This window comes from Methylobacterium sp. R2-1, assembly GCF_014191355.1.
Lineage (GTDB): Bacteria > Pseudomonadota > Alphaproteobacteria > Rhizobiales > Beijerinckiaceae > Methylobacterium.
The window spans coordinates 184312-207103 of the sequence record NZ_JACHWM010000014.1 but is presented as its reverse complement, the minus strand read 5'-3'; the positions used below and the strand labels follow the sequence as shown (position 1 = coordinate 207103).

Sequence of the window (22792 nt, the reverse complement as noted above, 5' to 3'; positions counted from 1 at the left end):
GTCTCCCCGTCCTCAAGGCCCGGCGCCGGGCTCGTTCTTCATGGGCGGCGCGCCTGCCTTCTACAGGCCGCGCCGTCGTCACACCGCTGTGATGCGCAATTCCGGCTCGCGCGTCCACCGAACCTTTGTCGAAGGCTGCCCTGTTGTCGGCCTTCTCAGCGGCGGCGAGTGGTGGAGGCACCGCGCAGCTTCGCCTTCTTCACGAGGCCCTCGTACTGGTGCGCCATCAGGTGCCCGTGGATCTGCGCCACCGTGTCCATGGTGACCGAGACCACGATCAGGAGAGAGGTGCCGCCGAAGCCGAGAGCGGCCGAGGTATAGGAGGCCACGATCTCCGGCACGAGGCACACGAAGGTCAGGTAGGCCGCGCCGATCACCGTGATGCGGGTCAGCACCTTGTCGATGAAGGCGGCGGTGCGCTCGCCGGGGCGGATGCCGGGGATGAAGCCACCCTGCTTCTTCAGGTTGTCCGCGGTTTCCTGCGGGTTGAAGACGATCGCCGTGTAGAAGAACGTGAAGAAGATGATCAGGCCGGCATAGGCCACCATGTAGAGCGGCCGACCGTGGCCGAGATAGGCCGTCAGGGTGCCCAGGATGCCGGTCGAGCCTTGGCTGGCCGAGAAGCTCGCGACGGTGGTCGGCAGCAGCAGCAGCGAGGAGGCGAAGATCGGCGGGATCACGCCCGACGTGTTGAGCTTGAGCGGCAGGAACGAGGACTGCCCCTCGTACATCCGGTTGCCGACTTGGCGCTTCGGGTAGTTGATCAGGAGCCGGCGCTGGGCGCGCTCCATGAACACGATGAAGTAGATCAGCGCGATCGCCGCGATGCCGGCTCCGAGTAGGATAGCAGGCGAGAGCGCGCCGGTGCGGGTCAGTTCCAGCGCTCCGAAGATCGACGCCGGCAGATGGGCGACGATGCCCGCGAAGATGATGAGCGAGGAACCGTTGCCGATGCCGCGCGAGGTGATCTGCTCGCCGATCCACATCAGGAACAGCGTGCCGCCGGTCAGCGTCACCACGGTCGAGAGGACGAAGAACGGGCCCGGATTGATGACCGCGTTCGAGCCCTGCAGGCCGAAGGCGATTCCCCAGGACTGGACCAGCGCCAGCACCACCGTGAGGTAGCGGGTGTACTGGTTGATGACCTTGCGGCCCGACTCGCCCTCCTTCTTCAGCGCCTCGAGGCTCGGCACGACCGAGGTCAGGAGCTGAACGATGATCGAGGCCGAGATGTAAGGCATGATGTTGAGCGCGAAGACCGCCATGCGCTCGACGGCACCGCCGGAGAACATGTTGAACATGCCGAGCACGCCGCCGGCCTGGTTCTGGAAGTTCCGCGCGAACTGCTCGGGATCGATGCCGGGGATCGGGATGTAGGTGCCGAGCCGAAAGACGATGAGCGCGCCCAGGGTGAACCAGATGCGCTTCTTGAGCTCGTCGGCCTTGGCGATGGCGCCGAAATTCAGGTTGGCGGCGAGCTGCTCGGCGGCTGAGGCCATGTCATTGATCCCGGAAAATGCCGTCGGGACGCGTCTCGAGCGGTCCCTGAAAGCGAAAGCGGCGGCCGCGTGCGAGCACGGGCCGCCGCTTCGGCGTTCGACTTAATCGTGGTGTCAGGCGGACGCAACCGCGCCTTCAGCCGCGCCGCGATGGGCGACGCCGGCGGCGAAGGTCGTGGTCACCGAACCGCCGGCCTTCTCGACGGCCTCGACAGCCGACTTGGAGGCGCGGGTCACCTCGAAGCTGAGCTTCGAGGTCAGCTCGCCGACGCCGAGCAGCTTCACGCCGTCGCGGGCCCGGGCGATGATGCCGGCCTTCACCAGCGCATCGACCGTCACGGGGGCATTGGCGTCGAGCTTGCCGGCATCCACCGCCGCCTGGACGCGACCGAGGTTCACCTCGTTCAGGTCGTGGGCATGGATGTTGTTGAAGCCACGCTTCGGCAGGCGACGATGCAGCGGCATCTGGCCGCCCTCGAAGCCCTTGATGGACACGCCGGTCCGGGCCTTCTGACCCTTCACGCCGCGGCCACCGGTCTTGCCTTTACCGGAGCCGATGCCCCGGCCGACGCGCATCCGGTTCTTGGTCGCGCCTTCGTTGTCGCGGATCTCGTTGAGCTTCATGGTGGAGCCCTCCTCACGCCGCGGCGTCATCGAGGACGCGCACGAGGTGCGCGACCTTGCGGATCATGCCGCGGACCGAGGGAGTGTCCTCCAGTTCGGCGACGCGGTGCAGCTTGTTCAGCTTGAGGCCGATCAGCGTCGCGCGCTGGGAGGCCTCACGGCGGATCGGCGAGCCGATCTGCTCGATGCGGACAGTCTTGGTTGCCATGCTGCCCTCCCTTACGCGACAGCCGCTTCGGAGCTGTCGGCCGGGTCGGCATCGCGGCGACGGGCCTGGAGGGCCGACACCTTGAGACCGCGACGGGCCGCGACCGAGCGCGGGCTGTCCTCGTTCTTGAGCGCGTCGAAGGTGGCGCGCACGAGGTTGTAGGGGTTGGACGAGCCGAGCGACTTAGCGACGACGTCCTGCATGCCGAGCGTCTCGAACACGGCGCGCATCGGACCGCCGGCGATGATGCCGGTGCCCTGCGGGGCCGCACGGAGGATCACCTTGCCGGCGCCGTGGCGGCCGTTGACGTCGTGGTGCAGGGTACGGCCCTCGCGGAGCGAGACCCGGATCAGGCCGCGCTTGGCGGCCTCGGTCGCCTTGCGGATCGCCTCCGGCACCTCACGGGCCTTGCCGTGGCCGAAGCCGACGCGGCCCTTCTGGTCACCGACGACGACGAGCGCCGCGAAGCCGAAGCGACGGCCACCCTTCACCACCTTGGCGACGCGGTTGATGTGGACGAGCTTGTCCACGAACTCGCTGTCGCGCTCCTCGCGGTCGTCGCGGCGACGACCCTCGCGTTCACGTGCCATATTCTTTTCCTGTTATCTCACTGACGCGGATCGGAAAGACCCGCTCGCTCGATGTGCCGCCCTCCCCACGAGGGGGAGGGGGGAACGCGTCTTAGAAGTCCAGGCCACCCTCACGTGCGGCGTCGGCGAGAGCCTTGACGCGGCCGTGGAAGATGTAGCCCGAGCGATCGAAGACGACCTTGGTGACGCCCGCAGCCTTGGCACGCTCGGCGACGAGCTTGCCGACCGCCTCGGCCGCCGCCTTGTCGGCGCCGGTCTTGAGGCTGGCCTTGAGATCCTTGTCGAGGCTGGACGCGGCAGCGAGCGTGCGGCCCGCGGCGTCGTCGATAACCTGGACGTAGATCTGCTTGGATGAGCGGAACACCGACAGCCGCGGACGGCCGTTGGCGGTGGCTTTGAGGGCCCGACGGACCCGCGCCTTGCGGCGCAGGAGGGCTTCGTTCTTGTTCGACATGATCGCCCCCCTTACTTCTTCTTGCCTTCCTTGCGGAAGATGAATTCGCCAGCGTACTTGACGCCCTTGCCCTTATAGGGCTCGGGACCGCGGTACTCGCGAATCTCCGCCGCGACCTGACCGACGCGCTGCCGGTCGATGCCCGACACCACGATCTCCGTGGGCTTGGGCGTCACGATCGTGATGCCGGCCGGGATTTCGTACTCGATGTCGTGGCTGTAGCCGAGCGAGAGCTTGAGCGCCTTGCCGGCCATCGCGGCGCGATAGCCGACGCCGGTGATCTCCAGCTTCTTCTCGAAGCCCTTCGAGACGCCCTCGACGAGGTTCGCCACCTGGGCGCGCGAGGTGCCCCACAGAGAGCGGGCCTGCTTCGTCTGGTCCTTGGGCTGCACCGAGACGGCGCCGTCCTTGAACTCCACGATGACCTGGGGCGGGACGACGAACTGGAGTTCGCCCTTCGAGCCCTTCATCTTCACCGTCTGACCCGTAACCGTGGCGGTGACGCCGGACGGGACGGGGACGGGCTTCTTGCCTACGCGAGACATGTCGCTGTCCTCCGGATCAGAACACCTTGCAGAGCACTTCACCGCCGACGTTGCGCTCGCGCGCCTCGTGATCGGCCATGACGCCCTGCGGGGTCGAGATGATGGTAACGCCGAGACCGTCGGCGACGCGCGGCAGCTCGCCAACCGACGAGTAGACGCGGCGACCGGGCTTCGAAACGCGCTTGATCTCCCGGATGACCGGGCGACCATCGTAGTACTTGAGTTCGATCTGGAACTCGGTGCGGCCGTTGCCGAGATCCGCCACGGCGTAGTCGCGGATGTAGCCCTCGGACTTCAGCACGTCGAGAACCGAGGCGCGCAGACGCGAGCCGGGGGTCTGGACGACGTTGCGGCGACGGCTCTGGCCGTTGCGGATGCGGGTGAGCATGTCACCCACGGGATCGTTCACCATGGATGCCTCCCCTTACCAGCTGGACTTCACGAGGCCGGGGATGAGACCCCGGTTGCCGAGCTCACGCAGAGCCACGCGCGAGATGCCGAGCTTACGGTAGTAGGCCCGCGGACGGCCGGTCATCTCGCAGCGGTTGCGGATGCGGGTGGCCGACGAGTTGCGCGGCAGTTCCGCGAGCTTCAGGCGCGCCTCGAAGCGCTCCTCCATCTCACGGGACTCATCGTTGGCGATGGCGAGGAGGGCCTTACGCTTCTCGGCGAAGCGCTTCACCAGTTCCTTGCGGTGGTTGTTCTTCTCGACTGAGCTTTTCTTAGCCATGTCTGTCTCCAGTGTCCGCGTCTAAGCGACGTTGCCGCCGCTTACTGCCGGAACGGGAATTTGAAATGGGCGAGGAGAGCCTTGGCCTCTTCGTCCGTGGTGGCGCTCGTCTGAACGACGATGTCCATGCCCCAGGTCTGCTCCGCCTTGTCGTAGGAGATCTCCGGGAACACGAGGTGCTCCTTGAGGCCCATGGCATAGTTGCCGCGGCCATCGAAGGAACGCGGGTTCAGGCCGCGGAAGTCGCGAACGCGCGGCAGCGCGATCGTGATCAGGCGGTCCATGAACTCGTACATGCGAGCCTTGCGCAGGGTCACCTTGCAGCCGATCGGCATGCCCTCGCGGACCTTGAAGGTCGCGATCGCCTTGCGGGCGCGGGTGATGACCGGCTTCTGGCCGGCGATGAGCGCGAGGTCGCCCGCCGCAACGGTGGCCTTCTTCGAGTCCGCGGTGGACTCGCCGACGCCCATGTTGATGACGATCTTCTCGATCTGCGGGACCTGCATCGGGTTCTTGTACCCGAACTGCTCGATCAGCTTCTGCCGGACGACCTCGTCGTAGTGCTTGCGCAGACGCGGGACGTAGGCGTTCTTGTCGGCCTCAGCCATCGATCTGATCCCCCGTGGTCTTGGCGAACCGGACCTTGCGTCCGTCTTCGAGGATGCGGAAACCCACGCGGGTCGGCTTACCGTTCACGTCCTGAAACGCGAGGTTGGAGAGCTGGATGGCAGCCTCCTTCGAGATGATCCCGCCCTCGGCGTTCTGCGTCTGCTTCTGGTGCTTCTTCACCAGGTTGACGCCGCGCACGAAGGCCTTGCCGTCCTTCGGCATGACCTGGATGACCTCGCCGGAGCGACCCGCGTCGCGACCGGTGAGAACGACGACCGTGTCGCCCTTCTTGATCTTGGCGGCCATCACAGCACCTCAGGAGCGAGCGAGATGATCTTCATGTGGTTGCGGGCGCGCAGCTCGCGCGGCACCGGCCCGAAGATGCGGGTGCCGACCGGCTCCTTCTGATTGTTGATCAGAACGGCGGCGTTCTTGTCGAAGCGGATCACCGAACCGTCGGCGCGCTTCACGTCCTTGGCCGTGCGCACGACGACCGCCTTCATGACGTCGCCCTTCTTCACGCGGCCGCGCGGGATCGCCTCCTTGACGGAGACGACGATGATGTCGCCGACGCCGGCATACTTGCGCTTCGACCCGCCGAGTACCTTGATGCACATCACGCGGCGCGCACCCGAATTGTCGGCGACGTCCAGATTCGTCTGCATCTGGATCACGGGAGTGACCTTTCCTTGTTTCAGGCGGGTTTCCGCACACGGACGGTATTGCCCGGCGGACGACGCCTGATGGGGATCTGATGTCCCCGGCTCATGTGAGAGACCGCGCTATCGGCGTGGAAACGCCGGCGCGGTCACCGCGTACGAAGGGATGCGAACATCCCAAGGACTGTCGCGAAGGCGTGCCCGATACTACGGACGCGTGCGGCGTGCAAGCCTGGAGTGATGCGAAATCGCGTGGCGATCCCGGCCGGCGGGCCGCACGCGGTGGGGTTTCAAGGGTGAAATGTGCCGGCGCGGACGCCGGCTGAAACCCTGCCATACGCCCTTGCGGATGCTGCGACGGCGTCGTCCGCGTGGGGTCGTCGCGGAGCGGGTGATGCGGATTGAGCTGGTTCGGTTGCGCCGGTCGGTGGCTGTCGTCAGCAGCCCTTGCAGATCGAGCCCATGGTCTTGTTCATCTTGGCATCCCAGGCCTTGTCGCGCGCCTGCGCGGCGCGCTGGGCCTTGAGCATCTGGTCCTGGGAGGCCGGAGACACTTGGCCCTGCGGAGCGCCCGGCGCCGGCGGCTTGGTCTGCCCCGTCGTCGTGACCGTGCGCCCGGTCGGGCTGAGCCGGGTATCGCCCGCATCCTGGCCGAGGGCCGGGACGGCGGCCATGAGGCCGGTGAGCAGGAGGGCGGAGACGGCGATCGGGCGACGCATGGCTTCTCAATCACTCCCTGGCGCGGGCCACCGGTGCCGACGGGCCCGGGCAGGCACAGTGTGGCGCGAAGGATGACCTCCGACTCGACATCGGGGCGACGTCCCTGCCGCGCGCCTGAGCGATCTAGTTGACACCGGTGCGCGCCGGCCGCAAGCGGCGCGGCGGCGATGCGTCGGCCGGTCCCGTGCGGAGACGCACCCGCGCTCTCGAAGGCGTCTCTCGGATACCGCCTCCGTCCTCGCCTCGATCCGCGGGGGCCCTCAATACGTCTCGGGCTGGGCGTCGGCCACCGTGTTGGCCTTCGAGTAGCTCGTCCGCGGCCGCCCGGTCGGATCCTCGAAGGAGCCCGCCCAGAGGCCGAGGCGCTTGCCCCATGCGACGGTCTCTGCGCCGACATAGGCAGCCTTTCCGCCCCGTTCGGCCATGGCGAACCCCTTCTCGGCCATCCAGGCGCTCAAATCCTCTTTGTCCCGGTGGCAGACGGAGAGCGCACGGCCGTAGCTGTCCGTCTCGCGGATCTGGCAGGTGACGGTCGCGTCCTTCAGGTGCGCTGCGAGCGCCTGGGCCGACGAGGCGCCGCAGGCGTAATTCTGGCCCTTGGCGTTCAGGCAGGTCTGCTTGAGGCTTGGCGCCGCCACGCCGTAGAGGCCGATTATGCGGCCGCCCACGACCAGCGTGTCGCCGCTCAGGATCCGCGGTCGCCCGCTCACGCTCTCGCTGGCGTGAGAAGGGCTGATGTCGCGCGCGCCGGCTGCGGCGAGGAGGATGAAGCTGAGGCCGAGTAATCCCGTTCGTCTCATCGAAACACCATGGGTTTCCGACGCTTCCCTGCGGAGGTGCCGGCCGGTTGCTCTGCCGAAGTCTGTCACGTGTCTGTCCTCCACGTGTCCGACCAAGCGCTCAATCTCCCCGGCGCCGAGCTTCTGCCGGGGAGCGAGCCTATGTCGGAAAACCTAAAGCAGGGCTTATGCCCATTTCGTGGCCGGCGGCATGTCGTGGCGTCATGCCGGTGCCGCATCGCTCGTCGCAGGCCGGCCTCGCCGGCTGACAGCTCGGTTACGGCCCCTCAACCAAGAGCCGCGGTTCCGGCGCGTTCGGACAACGATTGTATCGGCCGCCTCTGTCGGAGCGGCGCGTCAACCCTATCCTCCGCGTCGCCGGCCGATGCGTCCGCCGGTCGCCCGCGCCCACCGGACGGCAATGCCCCCAAACCGTTCGGTGAGCGCGAGCGTTGAGGGGGGGTCTCCGACGCGCCGCCTTCCGGTCCAGAGGCTTGCGAGACCTGATCCGCGTCCGCGCTCTTGCTCACACGCCCGACCGGCACGGAGATCCAGCGCACGACCAGCCCCGTGCCACCGCGCGCGATGTGCCGGTCCAGGCGACGACGGGCCCATGAGGGCAGGTTCTCGAAATCAAACATCACCGCTGCCGATACTGGTCTTCGCTCCCCTGGGGCGGGGAAAGTGCAGATCGGCGCTGAGTGTGAAGGCAATAAGGCGCAATCAAGGGCGTCTTGGTGGGGTTTCGTGCAGGATCATGGCGCTGAAATCGCCGATGCCCTGATCTGCGCGTTGAACCTCTGCGTGCCTCGTCGGAACTGGACGGATCGAGGCAGGTGGATCGTCTCAGCCTCACCGCCGATCTGTCCGCGCCAGGCGAGGCAGGTCAAGCGTGGCGGGACGAGGGGGGCGCCGCGATGTCGACAACGCGGCCTCTCCGAACGGGAGTGGCGCTGGCGGCGTTGGCAGGAATCGAGGCCGGGCGCGTGCCCGCCTGGGGCGAGGAGACAGGCAGGGTGGCGGAGAACTTGGCAGATCTGATGCGCGCAGCGGCGGCGGAGGCCCGGCGTCTCGCGGCCGCCTTCCCGGCGGGCGGTCGGAAGGACGACTTGCCCTGGGCGGTGATCGCCGCCTTCGATGCCGACGTGCGCGGCCATGTCGAGCGCGACCGGCGGATCGAGGACGAGCGCGACCGTGTGCTGATCGCATCCGTGACGCTGGCCGAGACGCCCGAAGATGCCGAGGCGGACGAGTGGGATCGGGCGCGCCGCGGTCTCGTCAGGGCGATCGACTACCTGGAGGAGACGGTCCTGCGCTTCGGCATCGTCAACCGCGCTGCGGCCAAGCGCGGGTACGGCCTAGCCGGCGATCCGGTTTCAGCGCCACCGAACCAGTGACAAGGCGTGGATGACACACACTTCCGCGCATCCCGATTGACATTCGGCATTGAGCGGACTCGGCCTCATACGGTAACGCTTGAACAGCAGAGGCTTGACTTGGCGCATCGATGCTACAGCCGATCGAAGCCGGCCTGAGCCGCCCCTGGTACCGGCTCACGCTGCCGGATGTGCTCGAAGCGCAGTACCGTATCGAGACGGCTCGTCAGGACGGCTTCTACGTGCAGTCCTGGCTCGCCGTCTTCACCCTGTTCAACATCCTCTCCCTCGTGATGGACCGCGAAGTCTTCGGTCCGGAGGGCTTCGTCGTGCCGCTGGCGATGACGCTCGGTGTGTTCTGCCCGGTTGCGCTGGCGGCGATCGCCTCCCTGCGGGGGCGGCCGACGATGGTGCGGATCTCCGGCGCCGTCCTCGCAACGGCGCTCGTCGACATCGTCGTCGTCCTCAACAGCGCGCGCCTCGCGCCAGCCCCGCACACCGACGTCTACATCATCATCGCCACGATCGTTCCGCTGGTGGTGGGGCTGATCGCACCGCTGCCGTTCCGGCACAGCCTGTGGTTCTGCGGCTGCTCCTTCGCCCTCTATGTCGGCCTCGTTCTGGGCCTCGGGCTGTGCACTGCGGAGCGCAGTGGCCTGCCCCTGCTGGTCTCCGGGCTGATCCTGGTGCCGCTGAAGCTCTGCTACTCGCGGGAATGGGAGGCTCGGAAAACCTTTCTGATCGGCCTGCGGGTCAAGCTTCAGGCCGAGGCGCTCGCCCGCGCCAACGCGCGGCTCACCGTGCTCTCGGAGACCGATTCGCTGACGACCCTGTCGAACCGCCGCCATTTCACCGAACGGCTGGAGGCTGCCTGGGGTCTCGCCGCCGAGCAGGATGCGTGGCTGGGCGTGATCCTCATCGATATCGATCACTTCAAGCTCTTGAACGACACGGCCGGGCATGCCGAGGGCGATCACTGTCTGGTGGCGGTAGCGGCGGCGCTCCAAGCCTCCGTCGAGGCCCATGGCGGTCTCGCGGCGCGCTACGGCGGCGAGGAGTTCGCGGTTCTGCTGCCGGGCGCCGAACCGTCCGCGGCGCGGATCGCGGGTGAAGCGATCCGAGCGGCCATCGCCGATCTCGCCATCCGCCATCCGGGGCTGTCCGCGGAAACGCCGCTGACCGTGAGCGTCGGCGTCACCGCCGCGCGGGGACGCACGCGGGATTTCGGCATCCAGGCCTCCGATCTGTTGAGGGCCGCCGATTTCGCGCTCTACGCGGCCAAGAACGAGGGCCGGAACCGTGTGGAGAGCTTCATGCCCGCCGCGAACGCGAACCGGCCGGTAGCGAGCAAGGCGCGCGCCCACACCGCTCTCCCTTCCGCCTGAAAAGGCCCGCGTTCCGAACCAAAGCGGGCGTTGCCGCGTCTTCCCGTCCGGGGCGGCCCAAGGGGCGCGCGCCGGAAGGAGTGACGAACGGATGCTGCTCGACGAGGAACGCGGGGCCGGCCCAGCGGTGGCTGGCCCGCTGACCACCCGACCCTTCGGCCCACCGGCCGGCACGGGCTCGCGGCGGCCGAGCGCGGGACTCGCCGCACCCGGCTCCGGATATTGGGCACTCGTCGGCGTTCTGGTCGGGCTCGATGCCCTCTGGCTCGCCGTCACCGGAATCGGCGTCGCTTGGCCCGGTCTCCTCGCCGTGTCCGCCGCGGTAGCCGTCCTGCTCGGGCTCGCCCTGCTGTTCAGCGCCGTCAAGCCGGAGCCGAAGCTGCGGGCCATGGCCCTGTCGAGCGCCTATCTTGCCGCCTTCACCACCGCGGCGGCCCTCCTGCACTACCTCAGCGCGACGCTGGCGTTGCCCCTCGCCGATCCTGTTCTCGCGCATGTCGAGTCGATTTTGGGATTCGACTGGCGCGGCTGGGTCGGTCTCCTCGCCGACCATCCCGGTCTGTCGCGGTGGCTGGCGCTCGCCTACCATTCGAGCGGTCCTCAGGTCGGCCTCGTCGTCATCGCCCTGAGCGCGGTGTCGCGGGTCGCTCGCCTCTGGGCCTATGCCCGCCTGTTCACGCTGGCGCTGCTCGCCTCCATCGCGGTCTCGGCCCTGTTTCCGGCGGTCGGCCCCTACGCCTTCTACGCGCCGCAGGCCTATCCGCAGGGACATCTCGAAACGGTCGGCGCCCTCTGGCATCTCGAGGCGCTGCACGCCCTACGTGACGGCACGCTGCCGACGATCGCGCTCTCGGAGATTCGCGGCCTCGTCACCTTCCCCTCCTTCCACGCCTGCCTCGCGGTCCTCACCGCATGGGCGCTCGCCCCGGTCCCGGTGATCGGACCGCTCGCCCTCCTTCTCAACGGTGCGATCATCGTCGCCACGCTCGGCGCGGGCGGGCATTACCTGCCGGACGTGCTGGCCGGGACGCTGATGGGGGTTTTTCTGGTGACGTGCCACCGCGTCCGGCATGGGCGTTCGATCGAGTCGGGACGCGGGGCGCTTGCTGTGCGGTTGAGCCGAAAGGTGGGACCGGTCTCCGGCCCACCCTCTGGGATACGCGCGATCGATGCGAGACGCTCCGCCCCGGCCGGAGGCGGGTAAGGGGAGCGCGTAAGCGACTCAGCGAAGATCGGCGAACAAGTCGAGCTGGGCCGAGGCCACCGAGCGGCGACGGGGCCGGCGTGCGACGAAGCGCGGGAGCGGGATGCCCGGCTTGCCGTAGAGGGCCACGCCGATCACGCGGGTGCGGTCCGCGCTAAGGACGATGGACGCGGTGTGCGGGCCGGACCGGGCGACTTCCTCGATGAGCGGTTCCGCGACCGGAAGCGCGGCCAGCGCGCTCACCATGTCGGACAGGCCGGCGGTCTCGATACCCATGACACGGAAGTCGAAGCTCCTGCCCGCCCAGGTGTTGCGCGCCGCGGCGGCGCGGGTCGCCGAGAACGGGTTCTCGATGAGTTTCGTGGCCGGATCGCGGAGGAACGCCGCGACGCGTTCACGCTCCGGAACGTCGGGCGCGTCGGTGAGCTGCGCGCAGAGTTGAGGCTTGGTGATCGACACCGGGCGAGGCTCGCATGGCTTGGCCGGCTGCGTCGAGCGTGGGTCCCGCAAGCCCTGTGGAGAGCGCGTTTCCGCGTCACCTCCAGCACTGCCTTATGCCCACGCAACAATCGACGGAATACGCCCGCAACGACGCCCCCTCACGGTTAACGCAACGTTTCAATGCGAAGCGACCAACCAACACCAACAGCCAAGGGGGCTCCCATGCGGTCACTCACTCTCGCCTTCACCGTCGGCATCCTCGCTGCGGGGGCTGCCTATGCTCACGGCCTCGGGTCCGAGTCGCCCGCCCAGCAGACCGCCGGCATCCTCACCTGCGTGACCAAGCCCGAGGCCAGCCTCGTGTTCGGGCGCACGCCTGTCGCGGATTGCACCTTCGCGGCGGAGCGCGGCGGCTTCCGTCAGAGCTACGTGGCGGTCTTCTCCCCGGCGGCCACCACGGCAGAGCTGGAGACCGCGCAGAAGGTGACGTGGCGGGTGCTGACCAAGGGCGGCTTCTCCCGGCCGGGCATGCTCGCCGACAATTTCACGGCGCCGCAGAGCCAGCCTGCCGCCAAGCCCGAACTGGTTGGCCGCACAGCCATTCTTCAGCTCCTCAGTCACTCCGGGCAGTCGAGCGCGAAGTTCGCTCTGGCCCAGCCTCGGGTCCAGCTCGCGGCGGCTGAGCCGGGCATGACGCGCTGAAGGGCAGGGTCTGTTTGCAGGGACGGGGATCGGGCCGGGCGGCCGGCGCCAAGCGCATGACGCTTCGAGGAGGCTGTCTCAATCCCCTGGTGCGGACGGCGGGACTCGAACCCGCACAGCCTTGCGGCCGCAAGATTTTAAGTCTCGTGCGTCTACCGGTTTCGCCACGTCCGCATCCGGGCAGCGGTAGCCGTCCGGCGGAGCCAGATCAAGCGGGCGGGCGCCAGCCGTAGATCCAGGCGTAGCGGTTACTCATACCCTCCGGCCCCAGGCGGCGCATCACCGTGTCCCGGGCGAAGCCGATCAGGCGGCCGGCGTGATAGACGCGGCCGTTGCGGCGGGCGGCCCGCTGCACCGCGCGCACGCGGGGCTGGCGCACTGCGGCGTAGGCCGCCAGCGCCTCGGGCACGCTCGCCTGGGCCGACAGGCTCGCCGCCAGCACCGCCGCGTCCTCGATGGCGAGCGCCGCGCCCTGAGCCAGGAACGGCAGCACCGGATGGGCGGCGTCGCCCAGAAGCGCGATCCGGCCCCGCGCCACCGGTCGCACCGCCGGGCGGTCCACCAGCGACCACACCACCCAGGTGTCGGGCAGGCTCAGCAGCTCCGTCAGCGGACCGGCCGCGTCGGGAAAATGGTCGCGCAGGACCGCCGGATCGCCGAGCCGGCCCCAATCCTCGTCGCCCTCGCGCTCGGGGACGATCGCCACGACGTTGAGCCGTTTGCCGCCGTTGATCGGGTAATGGACCACGTGCCGCTTGCGCCCGAGCCAGAGCCCGGTCTCATTGCCTTGAAGCGCCTCGGGTGCCGCTTCGCGCGGAATCACGGCCCGCCACGCCGCTTGCCGGTGGAGCCGCAACGGGCGTGTGTCGAAGTGTCGGCGCAGGGTCGAGCGCACCCCGTCGGCGCCGACGACGAGATCGGCGCGCAGGCACTCGCTGCGGTCGCCGTCGATGCTGCGCATCGTCAGGCTGACTCCGTCCGCAGCCTCTTCGATGTCCGACACCTCGCGCCCGACGCAGAGACGGATGCCGGGGCGCCCGCGCACGGCGTCGAGCAGGATGGTTTGCAGATCGGCCCTGTGCAGCACGTAGTAGGGCGCGCCGTGGCGCTCGCGCATGCTTGGTCCGAGACGGATGCCGCCGATGACGTGGCCGGAGGCCAGCGCGCGCACCGTGACGCCCGGCGGCTCGTCACCCGCCCGGCGCAGGGCCGCGCCGAGGCCGAGGCCGATCAGCACCGCGCTGGCGTTCGGCGAGAGCTGGAGGCCGGCGCCGACCTCTGAGAACCCGGTGCGGCGCTCGATCAGCGTGACGGAATGACCGGCCGCGGAGAGCGCCAGCGCTGCGGTGAGGCCGCCGATGCCCGCACCGACGATGACGATGGAGAGCGCCGCCACGTGGGCGAAGCCTCTCAGGCCGCCTTGGGTGCCTCTGCGGGCGCCTCGTCGTGCCACACGCACTCGGCCGGCTCCGCCGTGCCCGATTTCAGCTTCGGGTCGTAGCGGAACAGGGTCGAGCAGTACTGGCAGATGATCTCGGTGTCGCTGCCCATGTCGAGAAAGACGTGCGGATGATCAAACGGCGGCAGCGCCCCGATGCACATGAACTCCTTCGAGCCCACTGCGATCACGGTCACGCCGGCCTGGTTGTGGAAGTGGGGAACCGCCTTGTCAGCCATCGCACGTCCCTGAAAACGGAGGCCGTGGTCTAGCGCGTTCGCGGCTTGAAGCCTAGGGTCCACCCCCGGCAAGCCTGACCGTGTGATGGACCGCGGAGGGTGGAATGCGGCCCGAAGCCGCCATTTGCTCCGCGCCCGCGACCGTCGCCAAACCGATGCTCTCGCTTCTTGTTTTTGCATCGTCTTTTCCGAAAGCCGGTGGTCACCTTTCGGGACGATGCTCTGGGTATCTCTCACGAAACGCCCGCCGCGCTGTCGTCGCCAAAGCGAGAACGGTCAGGGGCCGGGAGTTTTGCGTGGCGCTCTAAATTGGGAGGACGCCGACAGGCTGCTGCGGCAACCCCTCGGTGAATGGTCGGCGGATCGCTCCACCGACCATGAGACATCCTACCGGCGATCCCCCTTCCAGGCTTCTTCCGGGCGGATCGGAGTGCGGGTCGTGACCTCGACGAAATAGCCGCCCTTGGCTCGGAAATAGAAGGACCAAGCGCCGTGCGTGTCGTGCGGCGCCTGCGCCTCCCAGCCGTCCGCATGCAGGCTGGCGTGCAGGGCATCGACGGCCTCACGCGACTCAAGGATGAAACCGATGTGCAGGATGTCGAGCTGCTCGGGATAGTCGAAGCCTCTGAGCTTCTTCTCGAAATGATTGACGATCAGTACCAGCCCGTCATCGTCCTGCATGATCCCCATCACGTCGCCGCGCACGACGAGCGTGCGCAGGCCAAAGTAATGCTCGAACATCGCCCGATCGGCCTTGATGTCGTGGCTGTAGAGATTGATGTGGTTCAGCTTCATGGTCGTGCCCTTTCGTCCGAGAAACGGACACGGATCGACCTGGGCTTTCGGCAACCATGACCGATCACGCGCATGGAGGAGGCTCCATGCTGTGTCCGGCCAAGGCCAAGAGCGGCGTTACCCGCTCAAGCGTGACTGTCTCCGGGGAGACCGCAGGTTGTCACCATACCTGCATCGCTGTCTTTTTAGGCGGAACGCCATGTAGCAGAAGCCGTTGCCGCATCAAGGCGTCCCGGGCTTGTTCCGAGGGCGATCGCTTCCAAGCGATGGTCCTGGGTGAGGCGTGCGGTCGGGTTGGCGCCGGCCGTGCGGCGGCGTAAGACGGACTTCAGCTTCGAATCTCCGCCAAAGCGCCCGAATCCCATGAGCCGTGAAGAGCAAGCCGTCGCCGAAGGCGGGCGCCGCGCCCCGGAGCCGCCGATCCACGGCCCGGAAGGATTCGAGGGCATGCGCCGCGCCGGCCGCCTCACGGCGGAAGCGCTCGACCTCCTGGTCGAGGCCGCCCAGCCCGGCGTGACGACGGAATATCTCGACAAGCTCGCCTTCGAGTTCGGCATGGACCACGGCGCCTACCCGGCCTCGCTGTTCTACCGCGGCTACCGCAAGTCGATCTGCACCTCGATCAACCACGTCGTCTGCCACGGCATCCCGAACGACAAGCCCCTGCGCGAGGGCGACATCGTCAACCTCGATTGCTGCCTCATCCTCGACGGCTGGCACGGGGATTCGAGCCGCATGGCCTATATCGGCGAAGTGCCGCGCAAGGCGCAGCGCCTGTGCGAGATCACCTACGAGGCGCTGATGCGCGGCATCCGCGCAGTCAAGCCGGGCGGATCCACCAACGACATCGGCCGCGCGATCCAGACCTACGCGGAAGCCGAACGCTGCTCGGTGGTGCGCGATTTCTGCGGCCACGGACTGGGCCGCGTCTATCACGACGCGCCGACCATCCTGCATTACGTTGAGCCGAGCTACGACGTGCCGCTGAAAGCCGGCCAGTTCTTCACCATCGAGCCGATGATCAATCTCGGCCGCCCGGCGGTGAAGGTGCTCTCCGACGGCTGGACCGCGGTAACCCGCGATCGCTCGCTCTCGGCGCAGTTCGAGCACACGGTGGCGGTGACGGAAGACGGCTACGAGATCTTCACGCTCTCGCCCAAGGGCCTCGACCAGCCCAAGCCGCACGGTCTCGAGCCGCACCACGGCACGCAGGCCGACTGACGGCCAGCCGGGCGATGGTCCGCCGGAAGGCCGAACCGCCCGCCCTGCCGGGGTTCGCCGAGGCGTCGGCCCCAACCTCCGCCGAGGAGACGCCGCACTATCACGGCCACCGCGAGCGCCTGCGCGCCCGCTTCGCGGAATCCGGCGCCGACGCTCTGGCGGATTACGAACTCCTCGAACTCGCCCTATTCCGGTCGATCCCGCGGCGGGACGTGAAGCCGCTCGCCAAGGCGCTGATCCGCCGGTTCGGCTCGTTCGCCGAGGTGATCAGCGCCGAGCCCGCCCGGCTCGCCGAGGTGGAGGGCGTCAGCGCCAGCGTCGCCGCCGACTTGAAGCTGATCGAGGCTGCCGGCCGACGCTTGGCCCGCGGCGCCATTGCCGCCCGCCCGCTGCTCTCCGCGTGGAGCGCCCTGCTCGAATATCTGCGCGCCACCATGGCCTTCTCAGGCCGCGAAGAGTTCCGGGTGCTCTTCCTCGACCGGCGCAACCACCTGATCGCCGACGAGGTCCAGGGCCGCGGCACCGTCGATCACACCCCGGTCTATCCCCGCGAGGTGGCGCGCCGGGCGCTCGAACTTGCCTCCACGGCGATCATCCTGGCCCATAACCACCCCTCCGGTGACCCGACGCCGTCAGGAGCCGACATCCGCATGACGCGGGAGATCGTCTCGGTGCTCGATCCCCTCGGGATCGTCGTGCACGACCACGTCATCCTCGGCCGCGACGGCCATGCGAGCCTGAAGGGGTTGAAGCTGATCTAATGGAGCGCGGCGCCCCGTACTCGGATCAGGACGCAGACGATCCGGCCGATCTCCTCGGACGCTCCGTTCACGACGCGCGGGTGGTCGCCCGTCTGATCCGTCACGGCGCGACCGAACCGGACACCCTCATCGAGGGCGTCTTCGCCGCCTACGGACGGCCGGACGATACGGGGTTCGGCCTCTCGGCCGAGGGGCTCGCCAGCTACCGCGCGACGATCGGCGAACCCCGCTCTGTCGTGATCGGCACAGAAGCGGACCTGATCGTTTCCCGCATCGACTTCTCCGATGCCGATTGCGCGGGGCCAGGGTCGCGCGCCTATGGGGGGCCGTTGCCGTTCGGCCTGTACTTCGGCGATCCGGCCGAGGCGGTCAGCGGAAGGCTCAGCGCGAAGCCGCGGCGGAAGGGGCGCTCCGGCGATCTTCCCGGGCAGAGCCCGGTCGCCTTCGTCTGGGATTATCAGGTCGGCGACCTTCTGGTGATCGCGAAGCTGACGGCGCAGCATCGCCTCGCTGCGGTCTACATCGCTCCGCTCGACCGCCCCGCACGACAGGTGCGCGAACGCAAAGCCTCGCTCAAGGCGATGAGCGGGAGGATCGATCCCGCCTCCGCCCCGCGTATCGAGGCCCTGCGCGCGGCGATCCCGACCACCCGCTGGTGCGAGAGAGCCGCTGCGGCCGACGCAGACATGGACGAGCGCGACATCGCCGAGGCGGAAGCCCTGCTTCACCGCTATCTCGACGCGGTGAAGTCCGCCGCGGCGCGGCGCTCCGCGCCCGCCCTCCATCGCGAAACAGAGCGTCTCGTCCTCTCCCTCAATCGGCTCAATCGCCGGAACGGCTTGATCGAGACCCTGGAGCGCGACGAGCTCGGCGTCTTCATCGACGCCGTGCTGACGGAGGCCGGCTTCGAATGGAGCGAGGGCGAGGACATCACCGCGCCCTGGCGCGAATGGTGACAGCCCGCCCTCGGCATCGCCTTTTTCTCCACCTCCATCCGCAATCGACGGGGCGGCGGGGATAGGCCCGCGCGAAGCGTCCGCTACATCGATGACAGATTGTCCGGCAAACCCGCCGCCGAGCGGGTCGCGGGCCGCTGGCCGGGGCGGCCTGCCACGGCAGGTTGAGGAGATGCGGAGTTGGGCGCGCCGGAAACCTTCCGGGTGGCCTGCCTCTTGCTCCGGTCGAACGAGGCATCAGGGGGAATTGCGCGGATGGCGCTCACGGCGTTCGACGAGATGAACGGAGGCGGGGCGGGGCAGCCGGAGCAGGCCGCCGTTCGGGAGGCCTACGACATCCTCAAGGCCTGGCTCGACAAGACGCCGCCGGAGCACTTCAACACCCGCCGCAGCCAGGCCGAAATGCTGTTTCGGCGCATCGGCATCACCTTCGCTGTCTACGGTGCCAACGAATCGACCGAGCGGCTGATCCCCTTCGACATCATCCCCCGGGTGCTGACCAAGCCCGAATGGGACTTCCTGGAGCGCGGCCTCAAGCAGCGGGTCACCGCGCTCAACGCCTTCATCAATGACATCTACGGCGCGGAGGAGTGCATCAAGGCCGGAATCATCCCGCCCGACCTTATTTACCGAAACCCGCATTACCGCATGGAGATGCGGGCCTTCGACGTGCCGCACGACCTCTACGTCCACATCGCCGGCATCGACATCGTGCGCACCGGCGCGAACGACTTCTTCGTGCTGGAGGACAACGCCCGTACGCCGTCCGGCGTCTCCTACATGCTGGAGAACCGCGAGGTGATGATGCGGCTCTTTCCCGAGTTGTTCTCGCGCCACCGCGTCGCGCCGGTCGAGAACTATCCCGACGCCCTCCTGGCAACGCTGCGCAGCCTCGCGCCCGCTTCCGCCACGCGGGATCCGACCGTGGTGCTGCTGACGCCCGGCCGCTACAATTCGGCCTTCTACGAGCACTCCTTCCTGGCCGACAAACTCGGCGTCGAGCTGGTGGAAGCGGGCGACCTCTTCACCAAGGACGAGGTCGTCTACATGCGCACGACCGAAGGTCCGCGCCGCGTCGACGTGATCTACCGCCGCCTCGACGACGACTTTCTGGATCCGCTCGTCTTCCGACCCGATTCCGTGCTCGGCGTGCCGGGCCTGATGAACGCCTACGAGCGAGGCAATGTCACGCTCTCGAACGCGGTCGGCACCGGCATCTCGGACGACAAGGCCGTCTACAGCTACATGCCGGAGATCGTGAAGTTCTTCACCGGCGAGGAGCCGATCCTGCACAACGTGCCGACCTATCGCTGCCGCGAGCCGGAGGCGTTCTCCTACGTCATCGACAACCTCAAGGATCTCGTGGTCAAGGAGGTCAACGGCTCGGGCGGCTACGGCATGCTGGTCGGCCCGCACGCGACGCGCCGGGAGATCGACGAGTTCGCCAAGAAGCTGCGGCACGCGCCCGACAATTTCATCGCCCAGCCGACGCTCTCGCTCTCCACCTGCCCGACCTTCGTCGCCTCCGGCGTCGCTCCGCGCCACGTCGACCTGCGTCCCTTCGTGCTGGCCGGCGCCGACGAGATCCGCATCGTGCCGGGCGGCCTGACCCGCGTCGCGCTGAAGGAGGGCTCGCTGGTGGTCAATTCGAGCCAGGGCGGCGGCACCAAGGACACCTGGGTGCTCGATGCCTGAGCGTTTTGCCCGATCGTTTTGCATTTCTTCGGCGGACCGGGCGGCGTCGGTGGTGAAACACCGCGCATCTGCCGTCCCGGTCGCCACCGCGCCCGCGAGCTGACCCCATGCTGTCCCGGACTGCCGACAACCTCTACTGGCTCTCGCGCTACGCCGAGCGGGCGGATTTTCTCGCCCGCATCCTCGATGCGGCCCTGCGGCTCACGGCATTGCCGTCGAACTACGGCGGACGCACCTCGAACGAGTGGGCCTCGGCCCTGTCCTCGGCGGGCGATCCCGCGCTGTTCAAGACGCTCTACGACGCGGTCAACGAGCACACCGTCTGCAACTTCCTGGCCTTCTCAGCCCACAACCCATCCTCGATCCGTTCCTGCATCGCCACGGCGCGGGAGAACGCCCGCTCGATCCGCACGGCCCTCACCACCGAGATGTGGGACACGATCAACGGCGCGTGGCTGGAACTTCGCTCCTATGAAGGCCGCGACCTCTCCCGCGAAGAATTCACGCAGTTCCTCGACTGGGTGAAACGGGTCTCGCTCACCTTCGACGGCTCGGCCTACCGGACGATGCTGAGGAACGACGCCTATTGGTTCACCCGCGCCGGCACCGCCATCGAGCGGGCGGACAACACCGCGCGCATTCTCGACGTGAAGTACCAGATCCTGCTGCCGGCCTCCGAGCGGGTCGGCGGCTCGCTCGACTACTTCCAATGGACCACGATCCTGCGCGAGGTCTCGGCATTCAATGCCTATCACTGGGTCTATCGTGAGAGCATCAAGCCGGTGCTCGTCGCCGACCTGCTGATCCTCAATCCCGAGATGCCGCGCTCGCTCGCGAGTTGCTACCGGATGCTGGTGGAGCATCTCGATCTCATCGCCGACGCCTACGGCCGCCGCGGCGAGAGCCAGCGGCTGGCGAGCAACATGCGGGCGAAGCTCGCGGGCGCCGACATCGAGCGCATCTTCGCCTCGGGCCTTCACGAGTTCATCCAGGGCTTCATCGTCGAGAACAACGGGCTCGGGGCGGCGATCAGCGAGCAATATCTGGTGTGAGGACCGGATAGGAGCGCAGGAGAGCCGCCTCACCGTCCGGAAAGCTTGCAGGGCGAGCACTTCGCGGTAGGCTGGCCGACCGCGGTCTTCGTTGATCGCGGAGGGACTTGCTCGATTTCGGCTCGAATTGGTGTCGGTCGCACGAGGGACGCCACGATGTCCGGCGCGACCCTGATGTCGGGCGATGCGCGTCGGCGGCCGCCTGTTGCTGCCTTGATCGTGGCCTGAATTCTCATAAAGATCGTGGGCTCGGATTGCTTTCGTTGAAGTCGTCGCGACGTGTGGCGGCGACTGAATTTGCTGCATTGCACCTATAGTCCACGGGATTGACTGAGCCGCATTGTAACAATCTGCAAAAAAATGTCGCTTCGTGACAAGTCGCGGCCGAAGGCTCGATCAAAGTAGTCCCTGGTTGCAGCCTGTGCGGGCGCCGGCTGCGGCTCTAATGGATAAAAATTATTCGGCCTTGCCGTTCGGGAGGAAGACCAGCGCCGGTCTTCGACTATTGCTTATTCATGATCGCCGCAGCGACTGTATCGCGGCGATGAGCGCATCAGCGTGCCTGTCATTTCAGTAATGTATTTTTCTTCTCAGTAGCCCTGCGGAGATATACAAGCTATGCTGTCAATGCATGTTGACGACGACAAAGATTGGAAGGCTTCGGACTGTACTGTGACCGAGCCGTCGACGATCCGGCGCGCCATCTCGGCCGCTTCGATCGGAAATGTCGCCGAGTGGTACGATTTCGGCGTCTACGCCTTCTTCGAGCCGACGATTCAGAAGGTGTTCTTTTCCAATCTCTCGCACACGATGGGTGAGATCGCGACGTTCGGACTCTTCGCGGTCGCGTTCCTGATCCGGCCGCTCGGCGGCATGTTCTTCGGTCCGCTGGCCGACCGGATCGGCCGCAACAAGGTGCTCGCGGCCACGATGATCCTGATGGCCGTCGGCACTTTCGCGATCGGCTGCATCCCGAGCCAGGAGAGCATCGGCATCGCCGCGCCCCTTCTTCTTCTAGTCGCGCGGCTGGTCCAGGGATTCTCCACCGGCGGCGAGTACGGAAGCGCCATGACCTTCATCGCCGAGTACGCACCCGACCGGCGCCGCGGCTATCTCGGCAGCTGGTTGGAATTCGGAACCTTCACGGGATACCTGCTGGGCGCGATCGTCGTGACCTTGGCTGGCGTTGCCCTGACCGAGGAGCAACTGCTCGACTGGGGCTGGCGCCTGCCGTTCTTCCTGGCCCTGCCGCTCGGGCTCGTCGGCGTCTACATGCGCTCGCAACTCGCGGAAACGCCCGCTTTCGCCGCCCTCGAACAGGAGGCGGAGGATCGCGAGAAGAGTCTGCGCGCGGGGCAGACCGCGAAGGACATCTTCGTCCTCTGGCCCTACGTCCTCGTCTGCATGGGCCTGGCGCTCGCCTGGAACGTGCCGAACTACATGCTGACATCCTACATGCCGACCTACGTGACGCAGACCCTGCCGATGATGCAGCAGGCCGGCGGCATCTCGCCGACGGAGTCGCAGGTCCTGCAGATCGTGGTGATGGTGCTGGCGCTCCTGTCGATCCCGTTCATCGGCCGCCTGTCCGACCGTTTCGGGCGCAAGCCTTTCGCCCTGATCGGGTCGGTCGGTCTCGTGGTCCTGGCGTTGCCGATGATCCTGCTGATCCGCAGCCAGAGCGAGGCCGCGGTGTTCTCCGGCCTGCTGATCATGGGGCTGCTGCTGATCTGCTTCAGCGCCACGATGCCGTCGACGCTGCCGGCCCTCTTCCCCACGAATATCCGTGCGAGCGGCCTCTCGATCTCCTTCAACGTGTCGGTTTCGCTGTTTGCCGGAACGACGTCGGTCGTCGTCGGATCGCTCGTGGCATATACGGGCGATCTCAATTGGCCCGCCTATTATCTGATGATCGCCGGCGTGATCGGCGCCGTCTCGATCCTCGTCATCCGTGAGCCCAACGGGACGAGCATGTGGGGGTCGCCGCCGGCCGCCGCGAGTGAGCAGGAGGCGCACGACCTCGTCCAGAGCTACAACGCGAGCCCGCTCAGCGACGGGCCGAGAGGTCCGATGCCGGCTGGCGCCGTGCAGCGCCGGATGGCCTGAGCGC

27 protein-coding genes and 1 tRNA gene are annotated in these 22792 nt (G+C 67.5%); 10 read left to right on the top strand and 18 right to left on the bottom strand.

Features of this window, described 5'->3' with window-relative positions; all coding sequences use genetic code 11:
- Positions 1-155: 155 nt before the first annotated feature.
- The 13 genes from secY to FHU13_RS20015 all read right to left on the bottom strand — a co-directional run bounded on the left by secY (position 156) and on the right by FHU13_RS20015 (position 7438).
- Positions 156-1499, bottom strand: a complete 1344-nt coding sequence (gene secY, locus FHU13_RS20075; RefSeq protein WP_183437613.1) for a preprotein translocase subunit SecY — start codon at positions 1497-1499, stop codon at positions 156-158.
- A 114-nt stretch (positions 1500-1613) separates the two neighbouring features.
- Positions 1614-2123 (bottom strand): 50S ribosomal protein L15, encoded by a 510-nt coding sequence (rplO, locus tag FHU13_RS20070; protein ID WP_183437612.1) that lies wholly within the window; start codon positions 2121-2123, stop codon positions 1614-1616.
- Positions 2124-2136: 13 nt separating this feature from the next.
- Positions 2137-2331 (bottom strand): 50S ribosomal protein L30, encoded by a 195-nt coding sequence (rpmD, locus tag FHU13_RS20065; protein ID WP_183437611.1) that lies wholly within the window; start codon positions 2329-2331, stop codon positions 2137-2139.
- 11 nt (positions 2332-2342) lie between these two features.
- The gene (gene rpsE / locus FHU13_RS20060; protein WP_183437610.1) at positions 2343-2921 is read right to left on the bottom strand and encodes a 30S ribosomal protein S5; all 579 of its coding nucleotides are present in this window, start codon (positions 2919-2921) and stop codon (positions 2343-2345) included.
- Between the two features lie 91 nt (positions 2922-3012).
- Positions 3013-3375, bottom strand: a complete 363-nt coding sequence (gene rplR / locus FHU13_RS20055; RefSeq protein ID WP_017485522.1) for a 50S ribosomal protein L18 — start codon at positions 3373-3375, stop codon at positions 3013-3015.
- Between the two features lie 11 nt (positions 3376-3386).
- Positions 3387-3920 carry a 50S ribosomal protein L6 gene (gene rplF, locus FHU13_RS20050; RefSeq protein WP_183437609.1) on the bottom strand — a complete coding sequence of 178 codons (534 nt, stop codon included), beginning with the start codon at positions 3918-3920 and terminating at the stop codon, positions 3387-3389.
- 16 nt (positions 3921-3936) lie between these two features.
- Positions 3937-4332: a 30S ribosomal protein S8 gene (gene rpsH / locus FHU13_RS20045; protein WP_108940104.1), complete on the bottom strand. Its 396-nt coding sequence runs from the start codon at positions 4330-4332 to the stop codon at positions 3937-3939.
- A gap of 12 nt (positions 4333-4344) precedes the next feature.
- Complete coding sequence (gene rpsN / locus FHU13_RS20040; protein WP_012454048.1) at positions 4345-4650, bottom strand: 30S ribosomal protein S14; 306 nt, start codon at positions 4648-4650, stop codon at positions 4345-4347.
- 41 nt (positions 4651-4691) lie between these two features.
- Positions 4692-5258: a 50S ribosomal protein L5 gene (gene rplE, locus FHU13_RS20035; protein WP_012454049.1), complete on the bottom strand. Its 567-nt coding sequence runs from the start codon at positions 5256-5258 to the stop codon at positions 4692-4694.
- Positions 5251-5565, bottom strand: a complete 315-nt coding sequence (rplX, locus tag FHU13_RS20030; protein ID WP_017485523.1) for a 50S ribosomal protein L24 — start codon at positions 5563-5565, stop codon at positions 5251-5253. The genes rplE and rplX overlap by 8 nt, the downstream gene beginning before the upstream one ends.
- Positions 5565-5933, bottom strand: a complete 369-nt coding sequence (gene rplN / locus FHU13_RS20025; protein WP_012253654.1) for a 50S ribosomal protein L14 — start codon at positions 5931-5933, stop codon at positions 5565-5567. The genes rplX and rplN overlap by 1 nt, the downstream gene beginning before the upstream one ends.
- A 422-nt stretch (positions 5934-6355) precedes the next feature.
- Positions 6356-6637: a hypothetical protein gene (locus FHU13_RS20020; protein WP_183437608.1), complete on the bottom strand. Its 282-nt coding sequence runs from the start codon at positions 6635-6637 to the stop codon at positions 6356-6358.
- 261 nt (positions 6638-6898) lie between these two features.
- Positions 6899-7438, bottom strand: a complete 540-nt coding sequence (locus tag FHU13_RS20015; protein ID WP_183437607.1) for a thermonuclease family protein — start codon at positions 7436-7438, stop codon at positions 6899-6901.
- A 995-nt stretch (positions 7439-8433) separates the two neighbouring features.
- On the opposite strand from FHU13_RS20015, the gene FHU13_RS20010 reads away from it, so the two are divergent.
- From FHU13_RS20010 to FHU13_RS20000, 3 genes are all read left to right on the top strand, one after another.
- Positions 8434-8814, top strand: a complete 381-nt coding sequence (locus FHU13_RS20010; RefSeq protein ID WP_183437635.1) for a hypothetical protein — start codon at positions 8434-8436, stop codon at positions 8812-8814.
- A gap of 110 nt (positions 8815-8924) precedes the next feature.
- Positions 8925-10178, top strand: a complete 1254-nt coding sequence (locus tag FHU13_RS20005; RefSeq protein ID WP_183437606.1) for a diguanylate cyclase — start codon at positions 8925-8927, stop codon at positions 10176-10178.
- Between the two features lie 91 nt (positions 10179-10269).
- Positions 10270-11382, top strand: a complete 1113-nt coding sequence (locus FHU13_RS20000) for a phosphatase PAP2 family protein (RefSeq protein ID WP_183437605.1) — start codon at positions 10270-10272, stop codon at positions 11380-11382.
- An 18-nt stretch (positions 11383-11400) separates the two neighbouring features.
- On the opposite strand, the gene FHU13_RS19995 is transcribed toward FHU13_RS20000, so the two are convergent.
- The gene (locus tag FHU13_RS19995) at positions 11401-11841 is read right to left on the bottom strand and encodes a hypothetical protein (RefSeq protein WP_183437604.1); all 441 of its coding nucleotides are present in this window, start codon (positions 11839-11841) and stop codon (positions 11401-11403) included.
- Positions 11842-12045: 204 nt separating this feature from the next.
- Between FHU13_RS19995 and FHU13_RS19990 the strand changes: the two genes are divergently transcribed.
- A complete protein-coding gene (locus FHU13_RS19990) occupies positions 12046-12525 on the top strand; it encodes a DUF992 domain-containing protein (RefSeq protein ID WP_183437603.1) in 480 nt (159 codons plus the stop codon).
- 87 nt (positions 12526-12612) lie between these two features.
- Here FHU13_RS19990 and FHU13_RS19985 read toward each other — a convergent pair.
- The 4 genes from FHU13_RS19985 to FHU13_RS19970 all read right to left on the bottom strand — a co-directional run bounded on the left by FHU13_RS19985 (position 12613) and on the right by FHU13_RS19970 (position 14997).
- Positions 12613-12699: transfer RNA gene (locus tag FHU13_RS19985), tRNA-Leu, on the bottom strand.
- 34 nt (positions 12700-12733) lie between these two features.
- Positions 12734-13921, bottom strand: a complete 1188-nt coding sequence (locus tag FHU13_RS19980) for an FAD-dependent oxidoreductase (protein WP_183437602.1) — start codon at positions 13919-13921, stop codon at positions 12734-12736.
- A 14-nt stretch (positions 13922-13935) separates the two neighbouring features.
- Positions 13936-14202, bottom strand: coding sequence for a zinc-finger domain-containing protein (locus FHU13_RS19975; RefSeq protein ID WP_183437601.1), 267 nt, complete (start codon positions 14200-14202; stop codon positions 13936-13938).
- Between the two features lie 387 nt (positions 14203-14589).
- On the bottom strand, positions 14590-14997 hold the full coding sequence (locus FHU13_RS19970; protein WP_183437600.1) for a VOC family protein: 408 nt from the start codon (positions 14995-14997) through the stop codon (positions 14590-14592).
- A gap of 363 nt (positions 14998-15360) precedes the next feature.
- On the opposite strand from FHU13_RS19970, the gene map reads away from it, so the two are divergent.
- The 6 genes from map to FHU13_RS19940 all read left to right on the top strand — a co-directional run bounded on the left by map (position 15361) and on the right by FHU13_RS19940 (position 22788).
- A complete protein-coding gene (gene map / locus FHU13_RS19965) occupies positions 15361-16218 on the top strand; it encodes a type I methionyl aminopeptidase (RefSeq protein ID WP_183437599.1) in 858 nt (285 codons plus the stop codon).
- Positions 16219-16232: 14 nt separating this feature from the next.
- On the top strand, positions 16233-16979 hold the full coding sequence (radC, locus tag FHU13_RS19960; protein ID WP_183437598.1) for a RadC family protein: 747 nt from the start codon (positions 16233-16235) through the stop codon (positions 16977-16979).
- A complete protein-coding gene (locus tag FHU13_RS19955; RefSeq protein WP_183437597.1) occupies positions 16979-17935 on the top strand; it encodes a hypothetical protein in 957 nt (318 codons plus the stop codon). The genes radC and FHU13_RS19955 overlap by 1 nt, the downstream gene beginning before the upstream one ends.
- Positions 17936-18190: 255 nt before the next feature.
- Positions 18191-19630 (top strand): circularly permuted type 2 ATP-grasp protein, encoded by a 1440-nt coding sequence (locus FHU13_RS19950; RefSeq protein WP_183437596.1) that lies wholly within the window; start codon positions 18191-18193, stop codon positions 19628-19630.
- Between the two features lie 107 nt (positions 19631-19737).
- Positions 19738-20682 carry an alpha-E domain-containing protein gene (locus FHU13_RS19945; RefSeq protein ID WP_183437595.1) on the top strand — a complete coding sequence of 315 codons (945 nt, stop codon included), beginning with the start codon at positions 19738-19740 and terminating at the stop codon, positions 20680-20682.
- A 672-nt stretch (positions 20683-21354) separates the two neighbouring features.
- Positions 21355-22788, top strand: coding sequence for an MFS transporter (locus FHU13_RS19940; protein WP_312889621.1), 1434 nt, complete (start codon positions 21355-21357; stop codon positions 22786-22788).
- Positions 22789-22792: the final 4 nt, after the last annotated feature.